This window comes from Scytonema sp. PRP1 (assembly GCF_036697665.2).
Taxonomy (GTDB): domain Bacteria; phylum Cyanobacteriota; class Cyanobacteriia; order Cyanobacteriales; family Nostocaceae; genus Kalymmatonema; species Kalymmatonema gypsitolerans.
Window position 1 is genome coordinate 50,526 of sequence record NZ_JBAHYJ020000056.1, and the last position, 22,944, is coordinate 73,469.

General features: G+C 43.0%; 27 protein-coding genes. 16 read left to right on the forward strand and 11 right to left on the reverse strand.

The window, feature by feature from the left end:
- Positions 1–67: 67 nt before the first annotated feature.
- Both V5G28_RS11180 and V5G28_RS11185 read right to left on the reverse strand, forming a co-directional pair.
- Positions 68–1,180, reverse strand: coding sequence for an NAD(P)/FAD-dependent oxidoreductase (locus tag V5G28_RS11180; RefSeq protein ID WP_332987465.1), 1,113 nt, complete (start codon positions 1,178–1,180; stop codon positions 68–70).
- A gap of 14 nt (positions 1,181–1,194) precedes the next feature.
- The gene (locus V5G28_RS11185; protein ID WP_332987466.1) at positions 1,195–2,652 is read right to left on the reverse strand and encodes a LodA/GoxA family CTQ-dependent oxidase; all 1,458 of its coding nucleotides are present in this window, start codon (positions 2,650–2,652) and stop codon (positions 1,195–1,197) included.
- A 317-nt stretch (positions 2,653–2,969) separates the two neighbouring features.
- Between V5G28_RS11185 and V5G28_RS11190 the strand changes: the two genes are divergently transcribed.
- Positions 2,970–4,331, forward strand: coding sequence for a flavin monoamine oxidase family protein (locus V5G28_RS11190; RefSeq protein WP_332987467.1), 1,362 nt, complete (start codon positions 2,970–2,972; stop codon positions 4,329–4,331).
- A 17-nt stretch (positions 4,332–4,348) separates the two neighbouring features.
- On the opposite strand, the gene V5G28_RS11195 is transcribed toward V5G28_RS11190, so the two are convergent.
- Positions 4,349–4,486, reverse strand: coding sequence for a hypothetical protein (locus V5G28_RS11195; RefSeq protein WP_332987468.1), 138 nt, complete (start codon positions 4,484–4,486; stop codon positions 4,349–4,351).
- A 152-nt stretch (positions 4,487–4,638) separates the two neighbouring features.
- Between V5G28_RS11195 and V5G28_RS11200 the strand changes: the two genes are divergently transcribed.
- Entirely contained in the window at positions 4,639–4,944 is a 306-nt protein-coding gene (locus tag V5G28_RS11200) for a hypothetical protein (RefSeq protein ID WP_332987469.1), read from the forward strand.
- Between the two features lie 104 nt (positions 4,945–5,048).
- Here the strand turns inward: V5G28_RS11200 and V5G28_RS11205 are convergent, their stop codons facing one another.
- On the reverse strand, positions 5,049–6,077 hold the full coding sequence (locus V5G28_RS11205; protein WP_332987470.1) for an aldo/keto reductase: 1,029 nt from the start codon (positions 6,075–6,077) through the stop codon (positions 5,049–5,051).
- 317 nt (positions 6,078–6,394) lie between these two features.
- Here V5G28_RS11205 and V5G28_RS11210 point away from each other — a divergent pair, with 317 nt between their 5' ends.
- The 5 genes from V5G28_RS11210 (at position 6,395) to V5G28_RS11230 (ending at position 10,054) form a co-directional block, all read left to right on the forward strand.
- Positions 6,395–6,601: a hypothetical protein gene (locus V5G28_RS11210; protein WP_332987471.1), complete on the forward strand. Its 207-nt coding sequence runs from the start codon at positions 6,395–6,397 to the stop codon at positions 6,599–6,601.
- Between the two features lie 96 nt (positions 6,602–6,697).
- The gene (locus V5G28_RS11215) at positions 6,698–7,336 is read left to right on the forward strand and encodes a Uma2 family endonuclease (RefSeq protein ID WP_332987472.1); all 639 of its coding nucleotides are present in this window, start codon (positions 6,698–6,700) and stop codon (positions 7,334–7,336) included.
- Between the two features lie 42 nt (positions 7,337–7,378).
- Entirely contained in the window at positions 7,379–8,611 is a 1,233-nt protein-coding gene (locus V5G28_RS11220; protein ID WP_332987473.1) for a hypothetical protein, read from the forward strand.
- Positions 8,612–8,783: 172 nt separating this feature from the next.
- A complete protein-coding gene (locus V5G28_RS11225; RefSeq protein ID WP_332987474.1) occupies positions 8,784–9,572 on the forward strand; it encodes an Rpn family recombination-promoting nuclease/putative transposase in 789 nt (262 codons plus the stop codon).
- 80 nt (positions 9,573–9,652) lie between these two features.
- Positions 9,653–10,054 (forward strand): VOC family protein, encoded by a 402-nt coding sequence (locus V5G28_RS11230; protein ID WP_332987475.1) that lies wholly within the window; start codon positions 9,653–9,655, stop codon positions 10,052–10,054.
- Positions 10,055–10,086: 32 nt separating this feature from the next.
- On the opposite strand, the gene V5G28_RS11235 is transcribed toward V5G28_RS11230, so the two are convergent.
- The 3 genes from V5G28_RS11235 to V5G28_RS11245 all read right to left on the reverse strand — a co-directional run bounded on the left by V5G28_RS11235 (position 10,087) and on the right by V5G28_RS11245 (position 12,609).
- Positions 10,087–10,923 carry a metallophosphoesterase family protein gene (locus V5G28_RS11235; RefSeq protein WP_332987476.1) on the reverse strand — a complete coding sequence of 279 codons (837 nt, stop codon included), beginning with the start codon at positions 10,921–10,923 and terminating at the stop codon, positions 10,087–10,089.
- 50 nt (positions 10,924–10,973) lie between these two features.
- Positions 10,974–11,288, reverse strand: coding sequence for a hypothetical protein (locus V5G28_RS11240; RefSeq protein ID WP_332987477.1), 315 nt, complete (start codon positions 11,286–11,288; stop codon positions 10,974–10,976).
- Positions 11,289–11,727: 439 nt separating this feature from the next.
- On the reverse strand, positions 11,728–12,609 hold the full coding sequence (locus V5G28_RS11245; RefSeq protein ID WP_332987478.1) for a GNAT family N-acetyltransferase: 882 nt from the start codon (positions 12,607–12,609) through the stop codon (positions 11,728–11,730).
- Between the two features lie 292 nt (positions 12,610–12,901).
- Between V5G28_RS11245 and V5G28_RS11250 the strand changes: the two genes are divergently transcribed.
- From V5G28_RS11250 to V5G28_RS11265, 4 genes are all read left to right on the forward strand, one after another.
- Positions 12,902–13,267: a Lin0512 family protein gene (locus V5G28_RS11250; protein ID WP_041034785.1), complete on the forward strand. Its 366-nt coding sequence runs from the start codon at positions 12,902–12,904 to the stop codon at positions 13,265–13,267.
- A 41-nt stretch (positions 13,268–13,308) separates the two neighbouring features.
- Positions 13,309–13,704, forward strand: coding sequence for a nuclear transport factor 2 family protein (locus V5G28_RS11255; protein ID WP_332987479.1), 396 nt, complete (start codon positions 13,309–13,311; stop codon positions 13,702–13,704).
- A 108-nt stretch (positions 13,705–13,812) separates the two neighbouring features.
- Positions 13,813–14,151, forward strand: a complete 339-nt coding sequence (locus V5G28_RS11260) for a hypothetical protein (protein ID WP_332987493.1) — start codon at positions 13,813–13,815, stop codon at positions 14,149–14,151.
- 173 nt (positions 14,152–14,324) lie between these two features.
- Positions 14,325–14,639, forward strand: a complete 315-nt coding sequence (locus tag V5G28_RS11265; RefSeq protein WP_332987480.1) for a threonine dehydratase — start codon at positions 14,325–14,327, stop codon at positions 14,637–14,639.
- A gap of 126 nt (positions 14,640–14,765) precedes the next feature.
- Here the strand turns inward: V5G28_RS11265 and V5G28_RS11270 are convergent, their stop codons facing one another.
- The 3 genes from V5G28_RS11270 to V5G28_RS11280 all read right to left on the reverse strand — a co-directional run bounded on the left by V5G28_RS11270 (position 14,766) and on the right by V5G28_RS11280 (position 16,378).
- Positions 14,766–15,101, reverse strand: a complete 336-nt coding sequence (locus V5G28_RS11270; RefSeq protein WP_332987481.1) for a DUF760 domain-containing protein — start codon at positions 15,099–15,101, stop codon at positions 14,766–14,768.
- A gap of 208 nt (positions 15,102–15,309) precedes the next feature.
- The gene (locus V5G28_RS11275; protein ID WP_332987482.1) at positions 15,310–15,483 is read right to left on the reverse strand and encodes a hypothetical protein; all 174 of its coding nucleotides are present in this window, start codon (positions 15,481–15,483) and stop codon (positions 15,310–15,312) included.
- Positions 15,484–16,108: 625 nt separating this feature from the next.
- Entirely contained in the window at positions 16,109–16,378 is a 270-nt protein-coding gene (locus V5G28_RS11280) for a GlsB/YeaQ/YmgE family stress response membrane protein (RefSeq protein ID WP_332987483.1), read from the reverse strand.
- Between the two features lie 273 nt (positions 16,379–16,651).
- Between V5G28_RS11280 and V5G28_RS11285 the strand changes: the two genes are divergently transcribed.
- The 4 genes from V5G28_RS11285 (at position 16,652) to V5G28_RS11300 (ending at position 21,679) form a co-directional block, all read left to right on the forward strand.
- Positions 16,652–17,125, forward strand: coding sequence for a hemerythrin domain-containing protein (locus tag V5G28_RS11285; RefSeq protein WP_332987484.1), 474 nt, complete (start codon positions 16,652–16,654; stop codon positions 17,123–17,125).
- Between the two features lie 150 nt (positions 17,126–17,275).
- On the forward strand, positions 17,276–19,672 hold the full coding sequence (locus tag V5G28_RS11290; RefSeq protein ID WP_332987485.1) for a S9 family peptidase: 2,397 nt from the start codon (positions 17,276–17,278) through the stop codon (positions 19,670–19,672).
- 365 nt (positions 19,673–20,037) lie between these two features.
- Positions 20,038–20,820 carry a nucleoside phosphorylase gene (locus V5G28_RS11295; protein WP_332987486.1) on the forward strand — a complete coding sequence of 261 codons (783 nt, stop codon included), beginning with the start codon at positions 20,038–20,040 and terminating at the stop codon, positions 20,818–20,820.
- Positions 20,821–20,980: 160 nt separating this feature from the next.
- Positions 20,981–21,679 (forward strand): polysaccharide deacetylase family protein, encoded by a 699-nt coding sequence (locus V5G28_RS11300; protein ID WP_332987487.1) that lies wholly within the window; start codon positions 20,981–20,983, stop codon positions 21,677–21,679.
- 50 nt (positions 21,680–21,729) lie between these two features.
- On the opposite strand, the gene V5G28_RS11305 is transcribed toward V5G28_RS11300, so the two are convergent.
- Positions 21,730–22,068, reverse strand: a complete 339-nt coding sequence (locus tag V5G28_RS11305; protein ID WP_332987488.1) for a helix-turn-helix transcriptional regulator — start codon at positions 22,066–22,068, stop codon at positions 21,730–21,732.
- Between the two features lie 419 nt (positions 22,069–22,487).
- Here V5G28_RS11305 and V5G28_RS11310 point away from each other — a divergent pair, with 419 nt between their 5' ends.
- On the forward strand, positions 22,488–22,862 hold the full coding sequence (locus V5G28_RS11310; RefSeq protein WP_332987489.1) for a hypothetical protein: 375 nt from the start codon (positions 22,488–22,490) through the stop codon (positions 22,860–22,862).
- Positions 22,863–22,944: the final 82 nt, after the last annotated feature.

Consider the following 22,944-nt stretch of genomic DNA (forward strand, 5'->3'; position numbering starts at 1 on the left):
TGATAGCTGGAATTGTGGTTTAGGTGGCGAACCTGCGAATAGAGCGTTTCTGCTTGCAGGTGCTTGTTCATTTTGCAGGTACAGTTTGGCGTCGCTGCCAGAAGACAGAATCGGACCAACGTCTTTCTCTGTTATAGTATGCTGCCCACATTTGCAGATATTCTGCAAAACTCTTTTCCACATGAGCAGCATATTCGTTCAGCGACGCTTGACAATTGCTTTGGCTTGCCTTGATAACTCTTGCAGCAGTGATACCAGATTGCAGCGCCTTATAAATTCCTTGAGATGAGAGTGGATCAAAAGCAGATGCAGCATCGCCAATTGCAAGCCATTGATGATCGGCAACACAATTCCTGCGATAGCTAAAAGCTGCAACAGTATGAAAACTGGAGTTCCAAAGGCAAGATTCCACACGTGCTTGCGTGTGCGGAACCTTACGGACGCATTCCTGCCAAAAATCAGCCAAAGGAATACTCTTTCTAGGAAGTAAATCGGCATCTGTCATATAGGCAACAACAAGATTGTTGTTGGGCAAAACGGCAGAATACCACCAACCTTCGTTGCTGGCTTCCACTAAGGTGCGACAGTCACAGGCAAGGATGGGAGAGTTAATTGTTAAAAACTTTATGACTCCCACAAGTTTGTCATAAATCATTCTTTTTGTTGCAGGCTTACCCGCAAGTGAACTGGTTCGCCCAGTTGCTTCCACCAAAAAGTCTGCTTGGAAACTTATTGGTAGACCATCACACAAAGCCTCAATCCACCAACAACCAGATGGTTGCTGAGTACAAGTGACAACTCGTGTAGAGAGGTAAACACTTGCTCCTACCTCTTTTGCTGCTAAAGCAAGCATTGCATCGAAACGACGACGGTCAAGATGCCACCCACATCCATAAGGATTGAAAATGAAGTCGTTCTCGTAGAGTTCTTCACTACCCCAAGCTGAAATAATACCAGGAGAGGGGAGATGACCATCACTCTGAAAACGCTGCCACACTCCCAGTTGCGATAACAACACGCGCACAGGTGGTGATAGGGTTTCTCCGACTCGTGTTGTCTCGTAGCGTGAGCGCTCTAGAACTGCCACAGTCTGTCCAGTCTTTGCTAGGGCGATCGCAGCAGCAGTACCTGCCGGACCTCCACCGATAATTAATACATTTACTCGTTGACTAGATGGCATTTCTGTTTAACGACTCAGTACTTTGGGGCTTTTGATTTAGGAGTAAGAGCAGAACGAGGGAAATTTGGATCGCGCTCCTGTTCTACAAAGACAACTTCACCCACTGAATTTTGTTTTGGTACGACAAACCCAAGCTTGCTAAAATTTTGTACCATACCGTTTCCATCAGCAACTCCAGCATCCCAAAGTTCTTTGGGTGGACCATAATCCGGCGCGAGTTGAACTGTGTTAGGACGCTGTGACGGCCACCAATTGTCACCACACGCTGAGAAGTCTGCTTGCCAAGGAAGAGACATTCCTTGAGTTAACGAGCCAGGAAGAAGGATTTGCTGAGATAACCGAAGATACCCGGAGTATATCTGAGGAGATGTTATGAGAAACCCGGCTTCGATGCCTGGAGCAAAACTACTGCCAATACAGGCTTCTAGTGCTGCTCGGTCTAAATTTTCAGGTGTTAAAGTTACATTAGAGGAGTCAGGTGTCCAATCATCTATAAAGTTGCCTTCTTTCCAGTGCTGAAGTATTAATTTTTGAACCTCTGTCAGCTGTACACCATTGAGCGGTGGAAATGTTATAAATTCAAAGATTTTCTCGCGGATTTCTGGTGCAGTTGGGTCTTGCAAATCGGAGAGTTTTTTCCAGTCTGTCGGCAGCGCATCATTCCAAGTCTCCCAATGATTAACCCAGCGTAATGAAACAGCACGATTCAGGATAGGAAAAATATCAGACTTAAAGGACGGTGGAGTGGGTGGAAAATACCATCCACTGGTAACAGCTGCTTGATTCACAACATCATAAAGGGTGACAATACCCTGAATGTCGGGTGCAAAGTCTGGTGGTCCCACAATGACCCAAGCTGAATTGTCTACTTGCCGTGGGCGTTGTCCGGGAAAGGTAATCTTTGCCGTGACAGGACCATCGGAAACATCGTCATACCAACCATCGCTGAATAAACCAGTTATTTCTTTGCCATTTGGAGAAGCGGATTTGCCTCTACCGCCAAGAACAACCAGTCGTCCTGATGCATCCGTCTGTAGTTCCCCTAGATAGACGTTGACTCCCAAAAATTTGCCTGTGTGGAATTTAACACTCTGTTGTTGTCCACAAATGCTTCTCACTCCAGGATCGATAATCAGTTGGTCTCTGGGTACCCCTTGATTAAGATTTTCACTTGCTGCTTTACGATTCACAAGATGAACTTGCCATTCGATAGTCGCTTCGTCAGCAGTTATTTCACGTCCTGAGCTTATAACACCCTCTTCATTCTGCTCATATTCAAAAACTCTAAAACGAGCAGCTTGTCGTTTTATGAGACCATGTTTATCTTTATACTTCTGAAGAGGTCGTTCTTGTCCATTGACAATCTCCATTGGTGGTACACCTGGTATTTCTGGTCCGATAAAAAACTGAGTAGGGCTGTTGCCCACTCTGGCAATCCCAATAGATGGATGAATTTTGTAGATTTTTACCATTGATTCGTTGTTGATTATTTCTAAACGACTTATTATTGGCGATCGCCTAGGGAAATAGGACGTAGAAATTGATAATATGCACAAAATGTGCATATAACAACAGCAGTCAAGTGAACTTTTGGACTGAACTATATAGATCAAACCAAGATTGATTTATGCAGCAATAAGGTTAATTGACATAGTTTTGCCTAAGCGACACCCAATTGTGTAGTATAAAATTTATACTTTTGAGCTTTTAGACTACTGCCTATAGTAGGCTATCCAATTTCCCTAGCAGCAACGGTAAATATCATAATTTCTTAAAAAAGGTCATCAACATGAGTTTTCATGTAGAAGTTGCAATTGTGGGTGCAGGCATTTCTGGTCTAAGTGCAGCCTGGGAATTGCATAAGTTGGGAATCGAATCTCTAGTTGTGCTGGAAGCCAATTCACGAGTGGGCGGACGAACTCTTAACCATCCACTCGTGTCGGGGGGTTATGTTGAACAAGGCGGTACTTGGGCAGGTCCTACCCAAACCGCTTTGCTTGCTTTAGCAGAAGAAATGGGAATTTCTGTCAAGAAGGGTAAGGTTGAAGGACAAACGCTATATGGCTTTCGGCAGAAATGGACCATGCTAGAACCATCTCCATCATCTGAATCGGACATTGCTCAAAAAGATTTCGCTGAGGCGATGACGACATTTGAGGCTTTGTGCCGTACTGTTCCAGTCGAAGCCCCTTGGCAAGCTCCTGATGCAATCATGTTAGATTCTATGACAATGGGAGCTTGGATTGAGCAGAACACAAAGACTGATGAAGCACGGGCTTGGTTCGAGGGGTGCGTGCGGCAAATTCTCAGTGGCGATCCAAACAAAGTTTCGCTTTTATGGATGCTTCATTTTGTCCACACAGCAGGATTCAATGATTTACTAGAGACTGCTGAGGATTTTGGCTTGGTTGGTGGAACACAACAGATTTCTTTAAATATCGCACAACGCCTCGGGGAGAGGGTTTTAGTCAATGCGCCTGTCACGGAAATTTCAGGTTACGATGGTTCGCTTGTTCAACTGGTTTCTGAACGTGGAGTTGTATATGCTCAGGAAGTCATTGTGGCGATGATGCCCAAGACTATTGCTCGTATCGAATTCCATCCCCCTCTTCCCTCAATTCACCGTCAACTGATTGCACAATGGGAGACGATGAGTTGGATAAAATTCCATGCTATTTATGAAAAACCTTGGTGGCAAGGTCAAATCATCAGCGGTCACTTTCTCAGTATTGATACTAAAATTGAGGCAATTGATATTTCGCCAGAAGATGCAAGCAAAGGTGTTATTGTCGGATTGTTAGCTCCTGATTACGCAATGTTGCCAGAGTTAGAACGCAAAGAAAAATACCTTGCATTTCTTGGAGAAACTTTTGGTGAAGCAGCACGACAACCATTAGAGTTGGTGGAATTTGATTGGAATAGCCAACCTTGGACAGGCGGATGTATTTCTGCATTACCACCTGGTTTACTGACTACTTTTGGTTCTGCTCTTAATAGTCCAGTAGGTCGGATTCATTGGGCGGGTACGGAACGCTCTAGTATTTGGGTTAACTACATTGAAGGTGCTATTCGTGCTGGACAAAAGGCTGCTCGGGATGTTGCGGCTAGGCTGAGACCACCCATTTGGGGAATTCAAAATTCAAAATTATGAATTCAAAAATTATAAATTCAAAATTTTTGATGAATTGCAGGGATTGAAGTAGCTGTAGGTTCAGGGAAAATATCGGGACAAAGCTGATTTAGAATCACAAAGAAAGTTGTACCATCTTTGTACCAAAAATACATGAAATTTTCTTCTAACCACATACTTTTATCCTGGCTACCGCAACTCAATTCTCAGGTTTGGATTCTTGCGGTTGCTCGATTTTTATCTCAGAGTGGTAGCGGTTTTACTTTATTCTATGCTCCAATTTTTTTCGTCAATCAGGTCGGCTTATCAGCAACAGCAGTAGGAATTGGTGATTGCGATCGCCCACGTTACATACAGCCCCTTTGCAACTGCTTTTGTTGCAGAGATAGCTCCTGAATCACTGCGGGGTATTTATCTTGCTATTAACGCCCAATGTTGGGGAGTTGGCTTTTTTGTTGGTTCCTTTGTTGGTGGCTTGGCTTTAGATAATCAGAAAGTTGCAAGTCACACTATGACCTCTGGGTTCACTGCAAATAACTTATGGTTAGCAGCAGCAGCCAGTACTCTTGTTGGTTTTGTGATCTTGAAGACTCTTGATTGGATGTGCGATCGTCAAGAAACCACCTTCATTTGAGAGGGATACTGATTTTTGTTGAGTGCGTAAAAATACAGAATAGACGAGCAGCATTAAGCCAATCGCCTATTCAAAAACATTTATTCCTTTCAGCTTCACAATGCTTATTGTAGAGATTGTGGAATGCGCTCAGAACCGTACTTCTGCTGATGCCAATACGGATAGATCGGTGGTACTGCACTGACCGAATGGAGTTGTTTCAATTCGTCCGATGTCAGTTCCCAATTTGCTGCTGAGAGATTATCTTTGAGCTGCTGCTCATTACGTGCTCCAATAATGACTGATGTAATACCAGGCTGACGCAAAAGCCAATTGAGCGCTACCTGAGCAACGGTGACTCCACGATTACGAGCTATTTCATCCAAAGCTTCTACAATATCGTACGCTTTCTCCACGTCACTAACCGTTCCAAAATCACCCATCGTCGCCCACCGTGTCCCCTCTGGTTCTGGTTGACCGCGACGGTACTTACCGGTGAGGAAACCGAAGGCTAGCGGACTCCACACAAGGATACCAACGCCTTGGTCGAGACCAAGTGGAATAAGCTCATACTCCAACTCTCGCGCTACAAGCGAGTAGTAGACCTGCTGTGATACATAGCGCTCTAATGCCAATCGCTCCGACACGCTCAGTGCTTTCATTAAATGCCAAGCTGAGTAGTTGGAACAGCCAATGTAGCGAACCTTTCCACTGCGGACGAGATCATCCAAAGCTCGCAGGGTTTCTTCAAGTGGAGTGAGCGCATCGAACCCATGAACTTGATACAGGTCGATGTAGTCAGTACCAAGCCGTCGTAAACTATCCTCACAGGCGCGGATCAGATGATATCGTGATAGACCGAGATCGTTCGGTCCCTGCCCCATACGTCCGTACGCTTTCGTTGCGATAATTGCTTCAGAGCGACGTTTGCCAAGAGCTTTGCCGAGAATCTCCTCAGAGAGTCCTTGTGAGTAAATGTCTGCGGTATCGAAAATATTAACACCTGCTTCAAGACAAATCTCAATCAAACGTTGGGCTTCATCGACTTGGGTTTTCCCCATGTGCTCAAAGAAGTTACTGCCGCCAAAAGTCATTGTGCCAAAGCTTAAAACGGAAACTTTGAGACCAGACTTGCCTAAAAACCGTGTTTCCATCGTCTTTGCTCCTTGAAATCATGACGAGAGCGCAAACCAATCGAACATCATCCCACAAAACACATACTCTTTGACGTTTTTTTTATTTTGAAAAAAACACAGTACACTTTCTGTTCCCTGTCAAGAGCTCCCTACCTCAACGAGTCAAAGCAAATTGCCCTCCGATTGTCTTCGTTACCAGCAACGATGAAAAGGATTTACCTGATGCTTTCCTACGGCGCTGTCTGTTTTATTATATTCAGTTTCCACACTCACAATTAGCTAATATTGTCAAGTCCCACTTCCCCGAATCTTCCTCTGATTTAGTAGAAGCTGCGGTGAAGCGTTTTAGCGAACTGCGGCAGAAAATGGAGAAGGGTAAAGCTGGTAAAAAAGTTAGCACCAGTGAGTTGCTTGATTGGTTTGCGGTGTTACGTCAATTTCCTCAAGATGAGGTGTTAAAGCAGCTTGAGGGAGAAATCCCGTTCCCGGAAGTTTTGCTGAAGAAATGGGAAGACCATCTGCGGTATTTGCAACAATCATGAAATTAGAAGAACTACCACTACTAGAAATTTTTAACACTCTACGACTAGTGTGTTGCGGGGTCGATATATTGTAGTAAAAGAGTTGGATGAATCTTTATGCTATTAGAGTTAAGACAATTGAGGATTCAACCGGGACAGCAACTGCTACTTGAGGACATTAGCTGGCAGCAATTTGAAAATATTTTAGCAGAATTGGGAGAACATCGTGCAGCCAGACTTTCCTATAGTCATGGATTTTTAGAAATTATGGTTCCTTTGCCCGAACATGAAAAAGCTAAAGAAATTATTGGCGATATGGTAAAAATTTTATTAGAGGCACGACAAATCGCGTTTGAGTCGTTGGGTTCGACAACTTTGAAAAATGAACACATGACTCAAGCAGTCGAACCCGATGCCTGTTTTTACATTCAAAATCAAGCGGCAGTTATCGGTAAAAATCGCCTCGATATGAGTGTCGAGCCACCCCCAGATTTAGCGATAGAAATTGATTTAACTTCCCGCACGCAATTGGACAATTACCAAATTTTGGGAGTACCAGAACTTTGGCGATACGGAAAACAAGGGTTACAGATTAATGTCTTGCAAGCTGGAAAATATATAGAGTCAGATTCTAGTCCTACTTTTCCAAATACTCCGATAATTGAGCTAGTCAATCAATACGTCCAGCAGAGTCAACTTTCTGGTAGAACTCAAGCCATTCAAGCTTTTAGAAATTGGGTACGGGATAATATTTAATTTAGGCTTTAATTTGGGATGGAAGTCAGTTGAGGTTTTTTGATGCCTACCACAAACAAAGAGCGGGAAATGCGAATTGCCCAGCGACGGGTTGAAGGGTTTGCCCAGCAGTTTGGGGAAGCACACCGCAACTTGGCTCGTCATGCGGCGTTTCCTTTGGTACTGACACCTGATTTACTTTACCAAATTTGGGCAAACTTTGTCCCCGAAGCCCCTTGGACGGCTGTAGCTCATGTGTTGCTGTCGCGTTTGTGTCGTCAGGTGGGTTATGAGATGTATGAGATGGATATTGGCGATCGCAATTTGTTGTTGCGGGAATTGAAAGGGGAATTTGGACAAGAACGATTTGATGAGTTGGGGGAGTTTTTGCTGGATTATGTAGCGCAAAGGTTGACTGATGATGACGCAGATACGCAGGATTTAGCACAAGCTCAGGAGTGGACGGCGTTGGCGTATACTAAGCCGGATAAGGTAGCGCGGGAGTTGGCGCAGGCGTTGAGTCAGAGGGTGCAGCAGGAGGATATGGGGGAGGTTTTGCGGCTTACTTCATTGTTTGAGACTTTGGCGGAGCCTTTACTGGAAGCAGGTTTTAAGCCTTTACTAGTTTATTCTAAAGCAATCGCGGCTGTTTCAGATGGCGAGCAGCAAAGCATAGTGTCTAAACTCCGTGAACTAATAAGTGTAGGCGACAAACAATTAGGTACAATTCTATGCTACCTGTACGAAAAACTAGAGCAAAATTATTTTATGGAGTTTGTAAACGATAATTACTATTATTTTGAAGACGTAGAGCTATTATTAACTGCTATATACAATAACGAATACCTTGATTTTGAATCGTTTGTAGATTTGGCGATTCAAACACTAAAACCAGATTTTGATGGGAAAGTTTACGTCAAGTACAACAGATATTACTCTACTCATGATGAAGGAGAGAGGTTTGTTTTTTCCTTAGGTGAAGAAGCTGAGCCAATGCATATTAGCCAAGTTCCTGAATTTATAACTCAGGATAACGGTGATAGTTTAGGTGTTAGCTTAGAAGATGAACAAGAAATAAAAATGGTGCTAGCTATCTTAAGCAGTGGAGAGTACGAATTACCTGAGAGTGATATCGAAGATGGTACTGTTGAAATTTCCATAAAAGAGCCTGAATTATTTGAAGATTCATACGAAGAATATGAAAATCATGTAGATTTTGGGGAAACTGTAGAATCTGTGAAATCGACTGAACCTAACGTTTCGCTAGAATTTGATGAAGAACTTAAGGACTTTTAAACCAATTTTTATCTCGTTCCCATGTTCAGCATGAGAACGCCTATCAAGAGGCTCTGTGTGCCTCCAGAAGAATAGTGAGGCAGAGCCTCATAGTATTCGTTCCCAGCCGGAGTCTGGGAACGAGAAATCAAGTAAAATCAAAAGTTACGCCACCAACCCAGCATCAATTAGCGTGAAAACAGACACAATATTCTACCGCTTATTCCAAAGCTTCCCCAGCATCTTCTTTGAACTCATCAACCAACCCCCAGAAACTGCCAACGCCTACCAATTTTCATCCGTTGAAGTCAAACAACTCGCTTTCCGCATTGATGGCGTGTTTCTCCCCAAAAGTAATGCATCATCGCCCATCTACTTCGTCGAAGTCCAATTTCAACCCGATAAAAAATTCTACTCTCGCTTGTTTACGGAAATCTTTCTTTACCTTGATAAAACCAAACTTACCAACAATTGGCGTGGAGTGGTAGTTTATCCAAGTCGCAGTATTGATATAGGAGAAACAGAACGGTATATAGAGTTACTCTCATCTGGACGAGTCACGCGCATATATTTGGATGAATTGGACTCCACAGCAGAACAGTCGATTGGTATTGAGACTGTTAAATTAGTAATAGAGCCTTCGGAGAGTGCAGTCACAAAAGCCAGGGAGTTAATTAACCTCGCCAGACAACAAATAGCCTCGGAAATCACCCAACGAGAATTTCTCGAATTGATAGAAACGATTATTGTCTATAAGTTCCCTTTGAAAAGTCGAGAGGAAATTGAGCAAATGTTTGGATTTAGCGAGTTAAAACAAACTAAAGTTTATCAAGAAGCCAAGCAGGAAGGTAAGCAAGAAGGTAAATTGGAAGCAGTTCCTTTTATGTTGAGTTTAGGTGCAACTGTCGAACAAATATCTGAGGCGTTAGGCTTAGATGTTGAGTTAGTTCGATTGGTAGCTGCTAAAGCTAATGCTAACTAGGAACATTGGTAAATAATCTCGTTCTTGAATTTTTAATTACCAATAATTAAGATTTGCCCTCATTTTCTCGGATTAATATTATGCAACTGAAAGAAACAATAACAAAAGAAACAGATAATCGTCCTCCGGTGGCGATCGCTCATGTGAAACTAACTGTGAGTGATGTTTCAATCGCTACCGATTTCTTCCTCAAGTTAGGGCTACGGTACGTTACTCAGTCGGAAGAATTTGCGGTTTTGGAATTACGGGGAGGCACGCACTTAGTGTTGAGAAAGACTAAAGAAGCGATCGCTCCTGGAACAAATGCGCCCTTTGATTTGATGGTGGATGATGTTTTTGTGACACGAGATGCTTTGAGTGAGTTAGGATTCACTCCTTCTGAAATTGAAACGGGTAGAGTTCACAAATCATTTACCCTTTCAGGACCAGACGGGTATCTGTTTACGGTAACTTCCTCACATACTGGAGGCAGAGTTGTTTAATCCTTTTTAAAGATACTCAACGTGGTAAAACTTTACGATTTCATCTTTGCCATGACAACAACCCGAGTATCTACATTTAGCACTTGTACTCCTTTGGGCATAGCTGTCATTGGTACTCTCCAGTGAGAATGACCGCAAATAACTAATAAATTACTCCCTTTTGTAAGTTCGCCACGAATTGACTCATTCCCTATCAATCTAGCTTCTGCATCGTTGGGACCTTCATGCAGAATTAAAATGTCTGGTGACTCGTTGAGTACTTCCTGTACAAGTTTTCTAAAATCTTCTTCAGAACGACGGAAAGGTTTAGTTGTCTTACCAATAATTCCTGAAATTCCGGCGATGCGAATTCCATCAAGACAAGTGAGATCGCCATCTAAATAATGGATATCTTGCCCATTTTGAAATGCTTGGATTTCCTGTGGTGTTTTTCCAAAACTGTCGTGGTTTCCTCCTACCCCAACAACCCAACGAAAACGGCGACTAAAAGCTTGCCAAACTTCACGGACATCTCCTACACCACCACGCTTATCTATCTTTGCGTAAAGGTCTCCTGCTAAAATGACACCCGTTGTTTGTGGCGATGGAATTTTTCCCGACTCTGCCAAGTTTTCTAGCTCTTCACTCACAAGATGACCGAGAAGGCGGTGATTGCTCGGGTCAATTCCCTGTAGATCGCTGGTGGCGATGATAGCTTCCAACCCATCTGGTAATGAGTCAACTTTTGCTAACAAAACAGGCAAAACTCTGTGAACTACACCAACACCACTAGGTGAATAGCTAATAAATGGTATTTGATGAATGGGTCGCTCAGAAATAGAGGTTATAGTAGTTCTCGTTCGGATATGGTACAAAGAATCATGGGACATGGTATGATTTTGGGAATGCCTATCCGGGCTTGACTCATCGGGTAGAAAGGTTATTTATAAATCTCTATAAGGAATTGAAATAGAGACGGTTTATCACGAGGGTGACAATTAGGATATTGCCTGTATATGGTATTACTTATCCGGTTGACAATCCCAGCAGTTGTTAGCTTGTTCACCATCTGGTTCAACTTGTAAACGTCTTCGCCTATTTCTGCCACGAACAGGGTGTTCTTGTTCTGTGGAAGCTCTTCAAGCGACCCTAGCATTGTAGGTAGCACCGATAAGTGACTACCTACCAGTCTACATCTTGCCTTTGCCACTGCAATAGCTTCTTGTTGCACTTCCCTGTTGTTCAGATTTTGCATCGTCACTGCTTCAGTATAAAAGAGTATACTCTTGACGTCATCTATTGGAAACTGGTTCCACATAGAGGTGGCAACAGAACTATGAATCTGAGGATAACACAGAACGCAGAACTTAAAATTTCCCCACGGAACTGATGAAACTTCAACTGTGAGCGATGAGAGGTTTATATTTGCATTTAAAATTGTTTTAGCAAAATGCCTCAATTTAGGCAACGAATTGCCTCACCTGTTTGGGAAAACCTAGATAGAATGCACACATCCCGTACTTGGACGGGTCATCTTTAGCAGTACGATGGTTTTGATATCTGCATTAGCCTTCATTTTAGAACCAGCTTGAAAAAGCTGATGAGACGGGAGTCTCATTTTTGGCTCAAGTTACCTTACATTGATTCAGCCCTAACAACACCTAAAAACGCAGCTATACAAGATTTGTAGAGGTTCAGCAACGTGTGGAACGTGGTAGCATGAACTTCTCCCCAAACAGCGGAAATTCACCGCGAACCATTAGCAAGGAATCACCATTGAGTTGGTGAGGAAATGCTTGAACTTCGGCATTCAGGCGTTCTGGGCTGAAATAGATTTCTACTTCCGTTAGAGCTTGGGGTATCCTTTTAAGGATGTCCTCTAAAGTACAAATCTTTGTTCCTAACAAGTCGAATAACTTGAGTTTCGTATTTTCTATTTCTATGCAAAGGATGACATCCAAGTCTTCAGCATAGTGCAGAGGGTTGCTTCCTTCGTTGACGCAAAATACGGCTTTCTCCTTTACTATCCCCAGAATGTGAGAGACTGGTTCGCGTGTCTCCAAAAGTCTGTGTAACAATTTGACATCATCGATATTGTTAGTATTTAGCGATCGCAAGCCATGAGTACCGCCTAGGCTATCGCACTTTGAGATGAAAACGTATTCTTGGACAACGCGAAAGCCAAAAGGTTCGTATAATTCAGGTTGTGCTGTGGTCAGCACCAGAGTTTTGTATCGTTTGTCGCAGTAGTTTAGCACCTCTTGCATGACTTCTCGGTAATAGCCGCGTCGTCGAAACTCAGGACGCGTACACACTCCGTGAATTCCTCCAACTGTCACCATTTCGCTCATCAGTTGCATGGGAATTTCCACAACTCCCACATGAGTGATAGCTAGATCATCCTGGAAGCGCATGAATGGAGTTGAAGCATCTTCCCACGGTGCGCCTAGCTTTCTCGCACATTGTGCAGCATTGCTGATTCCAATCTCAGGAAACACAACTTCTAGGAGGTTAAACAGGCGACTGCTTAAGGTTGGGTCTTTTGAGAATGACCGCTGGAAGCGATACTGGTTCATAATTTCCAGACTCAAAAAAGATCTTTTTATATTACATATACTACAAAAAATAATTGAAGTTAACACGGCGTAGACATATAGGAATCCTAAATGATAAGCCCTGCGGGCACGCTGCGCGAACGTGAGAAATAAGATCCCCGACTTCTCTAAGAAGTCGGGGATCTGAGGGGTACAACAGCGGCGTAGGCGGATACCATATCTTGTAATGAAAGTGTATGTAATTTTATTACAAGATATGAATCCAAAAATCTTGTAGGCTTTGAAGAAGAAAACTTTACAATGAGAGGTCAGTGTGGCACGCAAACGCTTAATTATTGAAATGGGCATGGGAGTGGATCAGCATGGACAGGAACCAACGGTAGCAGCGGCGAGGGCTGTGAGAAATGCGATCGCACACAATGCTTTGCCTGGCATTTCGGAAGTCGCTGGCTTAAGTGATCCAGATGATATGATCGTTGAAGTCAAGGTTGCAGTGCCTTACCCAGAGCAAGTACGACAAGACGAAGTTTTGGCTGTGTTGCCTTTTGGTCGCAAAACTCTCACCGTTGAGTCTGGGGGGATGGTGGTTCAGGGTAAAGCAATTGAGGCGCTCAATGATAAAAATGACGAAATGTTAATAGCTGTCGCTGCGGTTACAGTTCTGATTGAAAATGAGTAACCAACCGAAGCCATTTTCAGTTAACAGTAAATATCTTAGCCATGTCGGAGAATAACTCAAAAGCTATCGAAGCCGTTGTTGCTTCCTACTTTGCTAACATTGCAACAATGAACCCAACAGGCTGGGTGGAAAACTTTGCAGAAGATGCTGTGAGTTACGATCCAGTTGGACATCCGCCAACAAAAGTCCATGAGGGGTTTCGGGAGTTTATTGGGCAATTGCAAGCCGCATTTGAGAAGCTGGAACCAACAACAGAGCATATTTTCGTCGCAGGCAATCAGGCAGCAGTAAAATGGACAATGGAGGGTATCAGTAAAACTGGCAAGTCAGTGACCTTTGAAGGCATAACAGTTTTTGAAATTGACGATGCTGGTAAGATTCAAACAACTCGCGCTTACTGGAACCCTACAGTGCTATTAGCTCAACTGCGTTCTTAGGGAGTTGACTAATACTCTATCTTGACTCTGCGCTAAACTAGAAGCATCGAGGTGAATATCTCTGGCGGTAAGTCCAATGGACAAACTATCTTCACCACGAACGTAACGATGTCTCAAAACGATAACGAATCACTCCAGATTCAGGAGATAAATAACCTCAGACCAGTACATTTCGCTGACTTAATCAGAACTGCACAGTTAATTTTCGACCCTGGTAAGGGAGTATCTGGAATACACAGAGAAATTGATTGGAAAGAGTTCGGCGTTCCTGATGATGTCGCACAAAATTTGAAAGCGCTTGGTCAAGAGTATCGGTATTCATCTCCCCACATAGCCATTGAAAAAGTTTGGAGTCAATTAACTCCAGAAACTCGTATTTGGTTCATTAAAAATAAAAATGAATTGTGGCGGTTTGAAGAAGCTTTCCCGGCTCTTGACGAAGACTAAAAATCTGGGGAGCCCAAATCGACAAACTTTGTTAGACCAGTTTTGGGCTCTCGATCTGGTTGAAACTTGGTTTGTCAACCCACCCAGACAATTTCTCAATATACAAAAAAATAGCTGCACATCTTTAGTTTAGTAAGTCACAATAAAGATGTGCAGCTACGGGAGGCTATACTATGTCTCGTTTAACACAAATTATTCAGAATTCTTTTATTCGCCTTGCAGCTTTTTTCTCTGTTGTTTTGAGAAATATCTTTAATTTCCTGGGAAATGTCTTTGGTTTCTTCGCTAAACTCTTTGGATTTTCCAATTCTGGTTCTGGATATTTCCTAGAACCTGATTCAGCACAGGGTATAAAACGAGAGACAACACAAGAAAAAATTGAAGCTGAAGTTACAAAAGCTCTTGAAACCCCTACCGCTTCTCGGCGTCGTCCTAATCCTCAAATGGACTACTACCGAAAAATGGCTCAGGAGGTGAAAAAGAGCTAGGGTAAAGAAAGCTGTTGACTAGGTTTGATGAAAAGTGAGGGGGCGATCGCCAAAAAACAGCGATCGCCCCCTCAATCGTATATATTTAAAGCGCAGCGAAATGGCTTGATTGTTAATCCTCTGAAGTTAATCCTCTGAATGAGCATCTGCTGCTTGTAAAGACTTTTCAAAAGCCATCAGTTGTTCTGCGTTACGCAGGAAATAACCATGCATCGTCGCAGCAGCTAGTAGCCTTCCAAGATTTTCGCGATTGGTGGTAATGAGTACGTTAAAGTCTTCTGATGGTAGGTTTCCCAACATACTTACAATAGTACGTTCCATTGCCTGAAGCACGTCAGGAGAAGATGGCTTGGAAAGTTGGGTAACTGTCTGTGGACTCATAGATTGAACATACTGCCACAGCAAGTTGTTTCCCGAAGCCTCGCCAAAAGATTCTGAGTTGATATTTGACAAATTATTCACGGTAGTAACCTGCAAATTGCAAAGTTCACTATACTTCTAAAAACTACTTTAGCAAGCTTGTTGTTATTCCTAAGTGAGCTTAACCGAACTCACTCATGACGGTTTTATACACTAAACCTAAAAATATATAGAAATATTTGAATTGGAGTAGCCATAATCCATTTTCTATGGCTACTCCAAAATTTTAGACATCGTTTAATCAGTAGTATTAGAAGCGAATGATTCCGAAATAAGCACTTGCAGCAACAAGGATAATTGTTAAAACGCCGATTGTAACACTGGTGACAAACTGTACTGAGGTTTTTTTATTGAGTTCCTCTTTGCTCTCATGCTGGGAGGTAGACACAGTGTTGTTGGAATTGGTTGCTTTGTTAGTTGTCATGGCTTGTAAATATGGTATTGTTTATCTCTGTTCACTTTTTATTTTGCTTCACCTACCAGAAACTTCATCTAGCTTTTGGACTATCAAAAATTGTATAAAAGTGGTGAAGAGATAATAAGTATTTTGGTAGTAGAAATTTACTTTTTCATACCGTTTCTCTCTAAAGAGATACAAAAATTAACCTCCCTATAGTCCCTTTAATAGTTTGGGGGAAGGAGAGTGCCGGGGGTAAATAAAGTCCAATGTCACTGAGAATTGGTATAAGTAGGAAGGCACAAATAAACACAACTATGTGTAGAAAGATTAAGTGAAGAAAGACTAACTAAAGAAAGATTAAATTGAAACACTCTTCCTTTCTGCCTGCCTTCTAAGATAGAGCGAACTGAGGACACAAGGCAGCAAGGTTTGCACTTGAGCTTAGCTGTGTTCTTAATTGTGTTATTTATATAAGTCGATCTACTTGCTTCACTCCTCAAGTTGGAAAGTCAATCAATATTGAGTAAAATAATATACAAAAAAATACATAATGAAAAATAAAAAAATTATATATTAACTAATAATTCGTAACTCATAATTACCAATCTAATTACGAGCTACGAATTACAAATTAAATTTTTAATTATTATTAAATAGTTCTACGGGCGAATGAATGCCAAATGAAGATAGCAAGTAGTGCGCCGATAACAGCTAAAGCCAAACCAGGGAGGCTAAAAGCAGGAGCCGTTAGGACTAGTCTTCCAGTAGCCAAAAGAACTCCAAGACTTCCACCGATAAAAGCACCAACGATTCCCAACAAAATAGTAGCAAGAATTCCACCACCTTGATAACCAGGATAGATAGCTTTAGCAATTGCACCAGCTAAAAGCCCTAAAACTACCCATGCAATGATGTTCATTTCTTAAAGCCCTTCCATTCGTCTTGCCGATAATATTGATTAAAACATTGCAATTTTTTTTATTCATCTTTCATAAGAAATAAATTTAAAAACCTTAAGGAAGAGTATAGAGGAAAGGCAATTACTAACTAGCTTGATTTTTGACTGTTGGAAAAAAAGTATTGAAATTATGGCTGAGGTTATAAGTTTGTCAGAAATTGGTGAGTCAAGATGGTTCTAAACCTATAGTGACAAGTATCCAAATGTTACCTACAGTACAAGGAGTAAACAGATATGACTACAGCTAGAACTCAGGACATCCTTTCATTAATTGAAGCCGAGCATCGTCAAGTTGAGCAACTCTTTGCAAAAATAGAAACTGCTGAAAATACCAAACTGTATGATTACTTTAATCAAATTTACAAAATGTTGAACTTGCACACAAGAGCTGAAGAATTTGTCTTCTACCCAGCAATGCAAGAGTATGAAGAAACGAGAAAATATATTCAAGAAGCCCAAGAAGAACACGAACAAGCCAAAGCGCTTTTAGAAGAACTCAAGATGCTCAAACCGACCGAATCTGAGTTTAAAACAAAAATGAGTGAGCTAAAAAAAGCGGTTCAGCACCACGTACAAGAAGAAGAAAGGGAAATTTTTAGCGCTGTCCGTAAGTGTATGAACCAAAAACAACTGGCTCAACTAGGTCGGGAGTTTCAGGAAGCTAAACCCAAAATAGAAGAAGATGTTGAAGTGGCAATGACAACTTAGCCCGATGTGGGGCTGTAGGAGTGTAAAGTTTGCAAACTACTACATCCTTTGTTTCCACCCCGTACACTGTAGAAAAGTGACCATTTCAGGATGTATTCTGAGTCAGGTGTTGGTAATTTGGAATAAGAGCTTGCCAACACCCGACTCAAAATGGACAAATTTCCCACCAATTCCCCCATTATTGAACAATTCTGGCAATCTCCCCCAGAACCGATTAACCAAATTCTCGATGCTCCACCGCCACCGACAATTCTCCTCTCTCCTAACAGGGAATGGATGGTGGAGTTAGAAAAGCCTTTGTTGCTCCCGATCGCCTTACTTGCAGAAGTAGAAGTTGCTTTGGCGGGATTATTCATTAATCCCAAAACGAACGCACCTGCTCGCCACAACCCTTACGGGAGTATTAAAATAAGGGCGATTGGGCAAAGCCAAGGGGCGATCGCCTCTCCTGAAATAAGCAAAACGGTGGCGCTTCCTGATAACGCCCAAATTGGGTTTTTAAGGTGGTCACCTGATAGTCAAAAACTCGCCTTTACCCTGACTCAAGCAACAGGGCTAGAACTGTGGGTTGTGGATGTTGCTGATTGCACCACCAGGCGCTTAACAGAACCAGTTCTCAACGCTGCATATGGAGAACCGTATTGTTGGCTGTCGGATGAGACACTGATTTGCAAGTTCGTTGAGAGCGATCGCGCAAAGCCCCCTTCTGAACCAGCAGTTCCTCCAGGACCTCTGATTCAAGAAAACTTGCACGGTAAAAGCCCAACTCGGACGTATACAAATCTACTGCAAAATCCGCACGATGAGGCGCTACTTGAATACTACTTAACCTCAACTTTAGAGAAAGTGACGCTCGATGGTCACCGTACTGTGTTGGTATCTAGCAGTCTTATTCATCAAGCCATACCCTCTCCTGACAGCAAATTCATTCTACTGACTACGCTGCAGCGACCGTTTTCTTACCAAGTTCCCGTCTCATATTTTCCGAAAAAAATTCAGGTTGTTGATGATGCAGGGAAATTAGTCTACGAAGTCGCTGATGTACCACTTTTTGTGCGTCGTACAACCAAATTTGACGAAGTGCGCACAGGACGAAGGGGAGTTTCTTGGCGCTGCGATGTACAAGCGACATTGTGCTGGATAGAAGCTTTAGACGAGGGTGATCCTACCTGTGACGTTGCAAAACGGGATGCTTTGTTTGAATTAAATGCTCCGTTTAGCGATACACCAAAGCAACTTTGGCAATCCGAGTATCGCTTCCATAGCCTTGCTTGGGGGAAAGAAGATGTCGCTCTGGTTTGGGAACGATGGTACAATACCCGCAAAGAGCGAATCTGGCGCATATACCCCCAAGCACCTGAAACACAGCCGCAACTCCTATTGGATCGCAGTTATGAAGATAAATACAGTGACCCAGGCTCAGCCTTGATGACTGTAGGACCTTACAGGTATAGAGTTCTGCGCTTTGCACCACAAAGTCATGTCATTTACCTTAGTGGACGAGGAGCATCACCCAACGGCGTTTATCCATTTTTAGATAGTTTCGATTTGGAAACACAACAGACGCATCGCCTATGGCAGTGCCAAGATCCTTACTTAGAGGAAATCTGTTATCTGCTAGATGATGAAGCACAAACTGTGATTACTCGTCGCCAGTCTCAAACTGAGCCACCGAATTATTTTCTGTTTAACCTTCGCGATAATCAGGTTCCCATTGCCCTGACTCATTATCAAGACCCTGCACCTCAGTTGGCTGGAGTCGAGAGTGAGTTGGTGAAATATCAGCGCTCAGATGGCGTGCAGCTGTCGGCTAAACTCTACTTGCCTCCTGGTTATGATCCTAAGCGCGATGGTCCTCTGCCGATGTTATTTTGGGTTTATCCCGAAGAATTTAAAGATAAGGAATTTGCAGGACAGATCACGAAATCTGAAAACACTTTTAGCCGTCCCAGCCGTGCTTCTGTTTTATTTCTGCTAACCCAGGGTTATGCACTTCTTTCTGGTCCCACTTTGCCAATTATTGGTGAAGGTGATGCCGAGCCAAATGATACTTACGTAGAGCAATTGATTGCTGGAGCGCAAGCAGCAGTAGACTATGTGGTAGAACGTGGCATTGCCGATCCCAATCGTATTGGTATTGGGGGACACTCTTATGGTGCGTTTACAACCGTGAATTTACTAGCACAGACTGATTTATTCCGTATCGGCATTGCCAGGAGTGGCGCTTATAACCGTACCCTGACTCCTTTTGGCTTTCAAGGAGAGCAGCGCAATTTCTGGGAGGCACAACAGACTTACATTCATATGTCTCCTTTTACTCATGCTGCTAAAGTCAAAGCGCCACTTTTACTGATTCACGGGGAAAAAGACAGCAATGCTGGTACATATCCACTACAAACAGAACGGCTGTATGAAGCGCTCAAGGGATTGGGAGCAACTGTTCGCTTGGTGGTATTACCTTTAGAAGACCACGGCTATCGCTCTCGTGAAGGGGTTGCTCATGTACTTTGGGAAATGGTGAATTGGTGCGATAAGTATTTAAAATGAGTAAAACAGTACTAGTGAACAGTAAAGGCATTGCCGTACCTCTACTGTGTAGTCCATGCAATTGAGAACCGTTACGACCAGCTATACTACTAGGCTCACCCTTATTTAGTCTTACAGGACTTACATGACTGGCTTTGTCTTATTAATAATTGGTATAGGGACTTTTGTACTAGCACTTAGTACAAAAGACGAGATTCATCGCATTGCAGCTGTGACCGGTGGGGGAATTTTCCTGGTTTGGGGATATGCGCTCACCCCGTTGCACTTTCAATTACTGGTTGAAATTTCCTCGGTGATAATGGCTTTCTCTGTTTGTATGCGTTGTTTAGGTTGCAAATAAACTTGATACTCAGGACTTAGCACTAATGAATCATGCCAAGCTGTATCATATCGGGTTCGCAACAGATCACTTTGGAGAGCGATCGCCAACCATTGCCTTATTATCCGGTGATCCAGAACGGGCGCGGCTCATTGCTCACTCCTATTTACACTCTGTGCGTCTTTTGTCTGAAAACCGCGGGTTAAACAGTTATCTGGGCATTTTGCCCAACGGGAAAGCGCTGTTATCTGCCACGAGTGGTATGGGAGCGCCATCCACAAGTATTGTTGTTAATGAGTTGATACAAGTTGGTATTAAGCTGATCATTCGCGTCGGCACTTGCGGCTCTATTCAAGAACACGTATCGGTTGGTAGCATCGTAATTACAAATGCTGCCTTATGCCGACAAGGAGCCGCTAACGATATTGCACCTGTTGAGTATCCCGCAGCAGCCGATCCGTTTGTGACGGTAGCCTTGGTAAAGGCTGCACGGGAATTGAAGGTGAAACATTATATGGGTGTGACTGCGTCAGTCGATACATTCTATGAAGGACAAGAGCGAACTCAGTTTATGAATCGACAGTTGTTGCGTTCTTTGCGCGGTATAACAGAAGAATATCGGTCTTTGAACGTGCTGAACTACGAAATGGAGTGTGGCACTTTGTTAAAAATGGCAGGTGTGTATGGTTTTAGAGCAGGCTGCGTGTGCGGTGTCGTCGCTCAACGTACAGTTGGTGAAGAAGTGATTTTAGAACAGAAAGACGTTGCGATTGACAATGCGATTAAGGTAGCCGTACAAGCAGCAGAACAATGGGAATTTGAAAAATAGAATATTCATAAATATTTACAATAAAGTTCCTGCATCTTTAAGCGGATGGCTAATATTTTTCACGGAAATTTTATGATGAAGTTGAAAAATAGGCAACAGATGACTCAGCTTTGGTTTAGCGTGCTAGTACATAAAACGAAAAACAGCAAGTAGGCTCTAAATGCAACTGGCTCCCCTATTTCCAATTTTCTACCGCATCCTCAAACCAACGTTTCCTAACTGCCTTTGGTGTGGTGATGCAAATTCCAAAATGATCGCATTGACGTTTGATGATGGTCCCCATCCTCAATACACGCCCGAACTATTGAAAGTTTTAGACCGTTACAACATCACAGCTAGTTTCTTCTGGTTAGGTGCTTGTGTCAACCGTTCACCAAGTTTAGCTAAAGAGGTGTGCGATCGCGGGCATTGGATTGGGTTACATGGGTATGACCATCAAAATTTTCCCATGCTCTCCCCGATGGAACTCAAGCACAGCTTAGAAAAAACCCAAGCTGCTATCTACAACGCCTGTGATCTTGCACCCGAAAAAGTACGTGATGTCCGTCCTCCCAACGGTTTGTTTACACCTACAACATTAAAACTCCTTGAGCAGTGGAATTATCGACCCGTGATGTGGAGTGTTGTACCGGAGGACTGGGTAAGACCAGGAGTAGCCATAGTAGTGCAGCGAATTCTCCAGCAAGTCTGTAATGGGTCACTGATTGTGTTGCATGACGGTGCTTGCGGCGGACAAGATATTGCCGCAACAACAGGAATCCTCATTCCTCAACTCATACAACAGGGCTATCAATTTGTGACGGTAGATACTTTATGGCGGCGAGCTAGGGGAGTGGGGAGGTGGGGAGTGAGGGAGTGACGGAGTGAGGGAAAACTAATGACTAATGACTAATGACTAATGACTAATGACTAATGACTAACTTGCTGCTTTTGAGCAACTTCAGAATTAGGGCTAGGAGTTAGGGAAGGTTCGTCAGTCCCCAATAGATGATGGATTTCGCTTAGCGAGCTAAGTTTTGCAGCAGGCTCTTCGGGTGAATTGCTTACGTAATCAATTAAATCTTCTACTTGGCAATTCAGAGCTTTGCAAAACTTAATTATTCTCTCAATGTGTTCTGTTCCAGTCCTTCCGCTTTCCCAGTTCTGAATGGTACTTTCAGTCACGCCTACGAGGCGCGAAAGCTCGAGCTGCGTTAGCCCTGCTTTTTCACGTAGAAAAGCTATCCGTGGTTTTGCCTTCTGTTTCACAGTTACAGCGTATATATCTAACCTTTAGCCGTAGATTTTAACACCAAAAAAAATTTGTGCTCAAAAATTTTTGCCTAAAAATTTCAGCTTAGCTCTTGACGCACCCAAGTTCTTTGGTTAAAACAGTTAAGTATAGAGTTCACCTCTATCTTGAGTAATCTCTGGGGGGGGAGGGTGAACTAGAGAGCAGATGAAGCGCAAGCGCAATTTTTCAAAAATCTCAAAAGAGAAATCCGAAATGATGCGATTCGATTATGTAGCTCTCAATAGGAAAACAAAAAACAAAAAGAGAAACACCCGAAGGAACTCCTAGAGGTAAAGACACATCTAAATACCTACCTACGGAAACAAAGGTGTTCACTCTCCGAAAAACAACAAAACACTAAAACAACACACACAACTAACGAGGTTACATCAAAATGTTAAACAAATCTATCGCTTTCGGTTTGCTGGCTGCTGGTTTGATGATTGCTCCTACCGCTGCATTTGCGCAACAATCACAGAGCGTTGACCAGTACACTGAGCAAAATGGTGCTGCTACCAACGGTAGTTCTACGGTTCAAACCTCCACAACCAACAGCCGCCAAGTGCAAAATCAGAGAAACGGTCGCCCTGGCTACTACCGCGACTACGGTCGCGATCGCAATGTTCGCCAAGGTCAAGATGCTCGCCAAACCACCGTTCAAAATGGTGCGGCTGTTGATGGTTCTAGCACTGACCAATACAGCGAAACCAACAACAACCAGAGCCAAAATGCTTCCGGTCGTGATCGTACCTACCGTCGCTATCGCTAATCATTGATTTCGTGCAAAGGCGTTGCACACTCAAAGCAACAAACGCAACGCCCTTCCCTTCTTACAACACATAATTTTCACA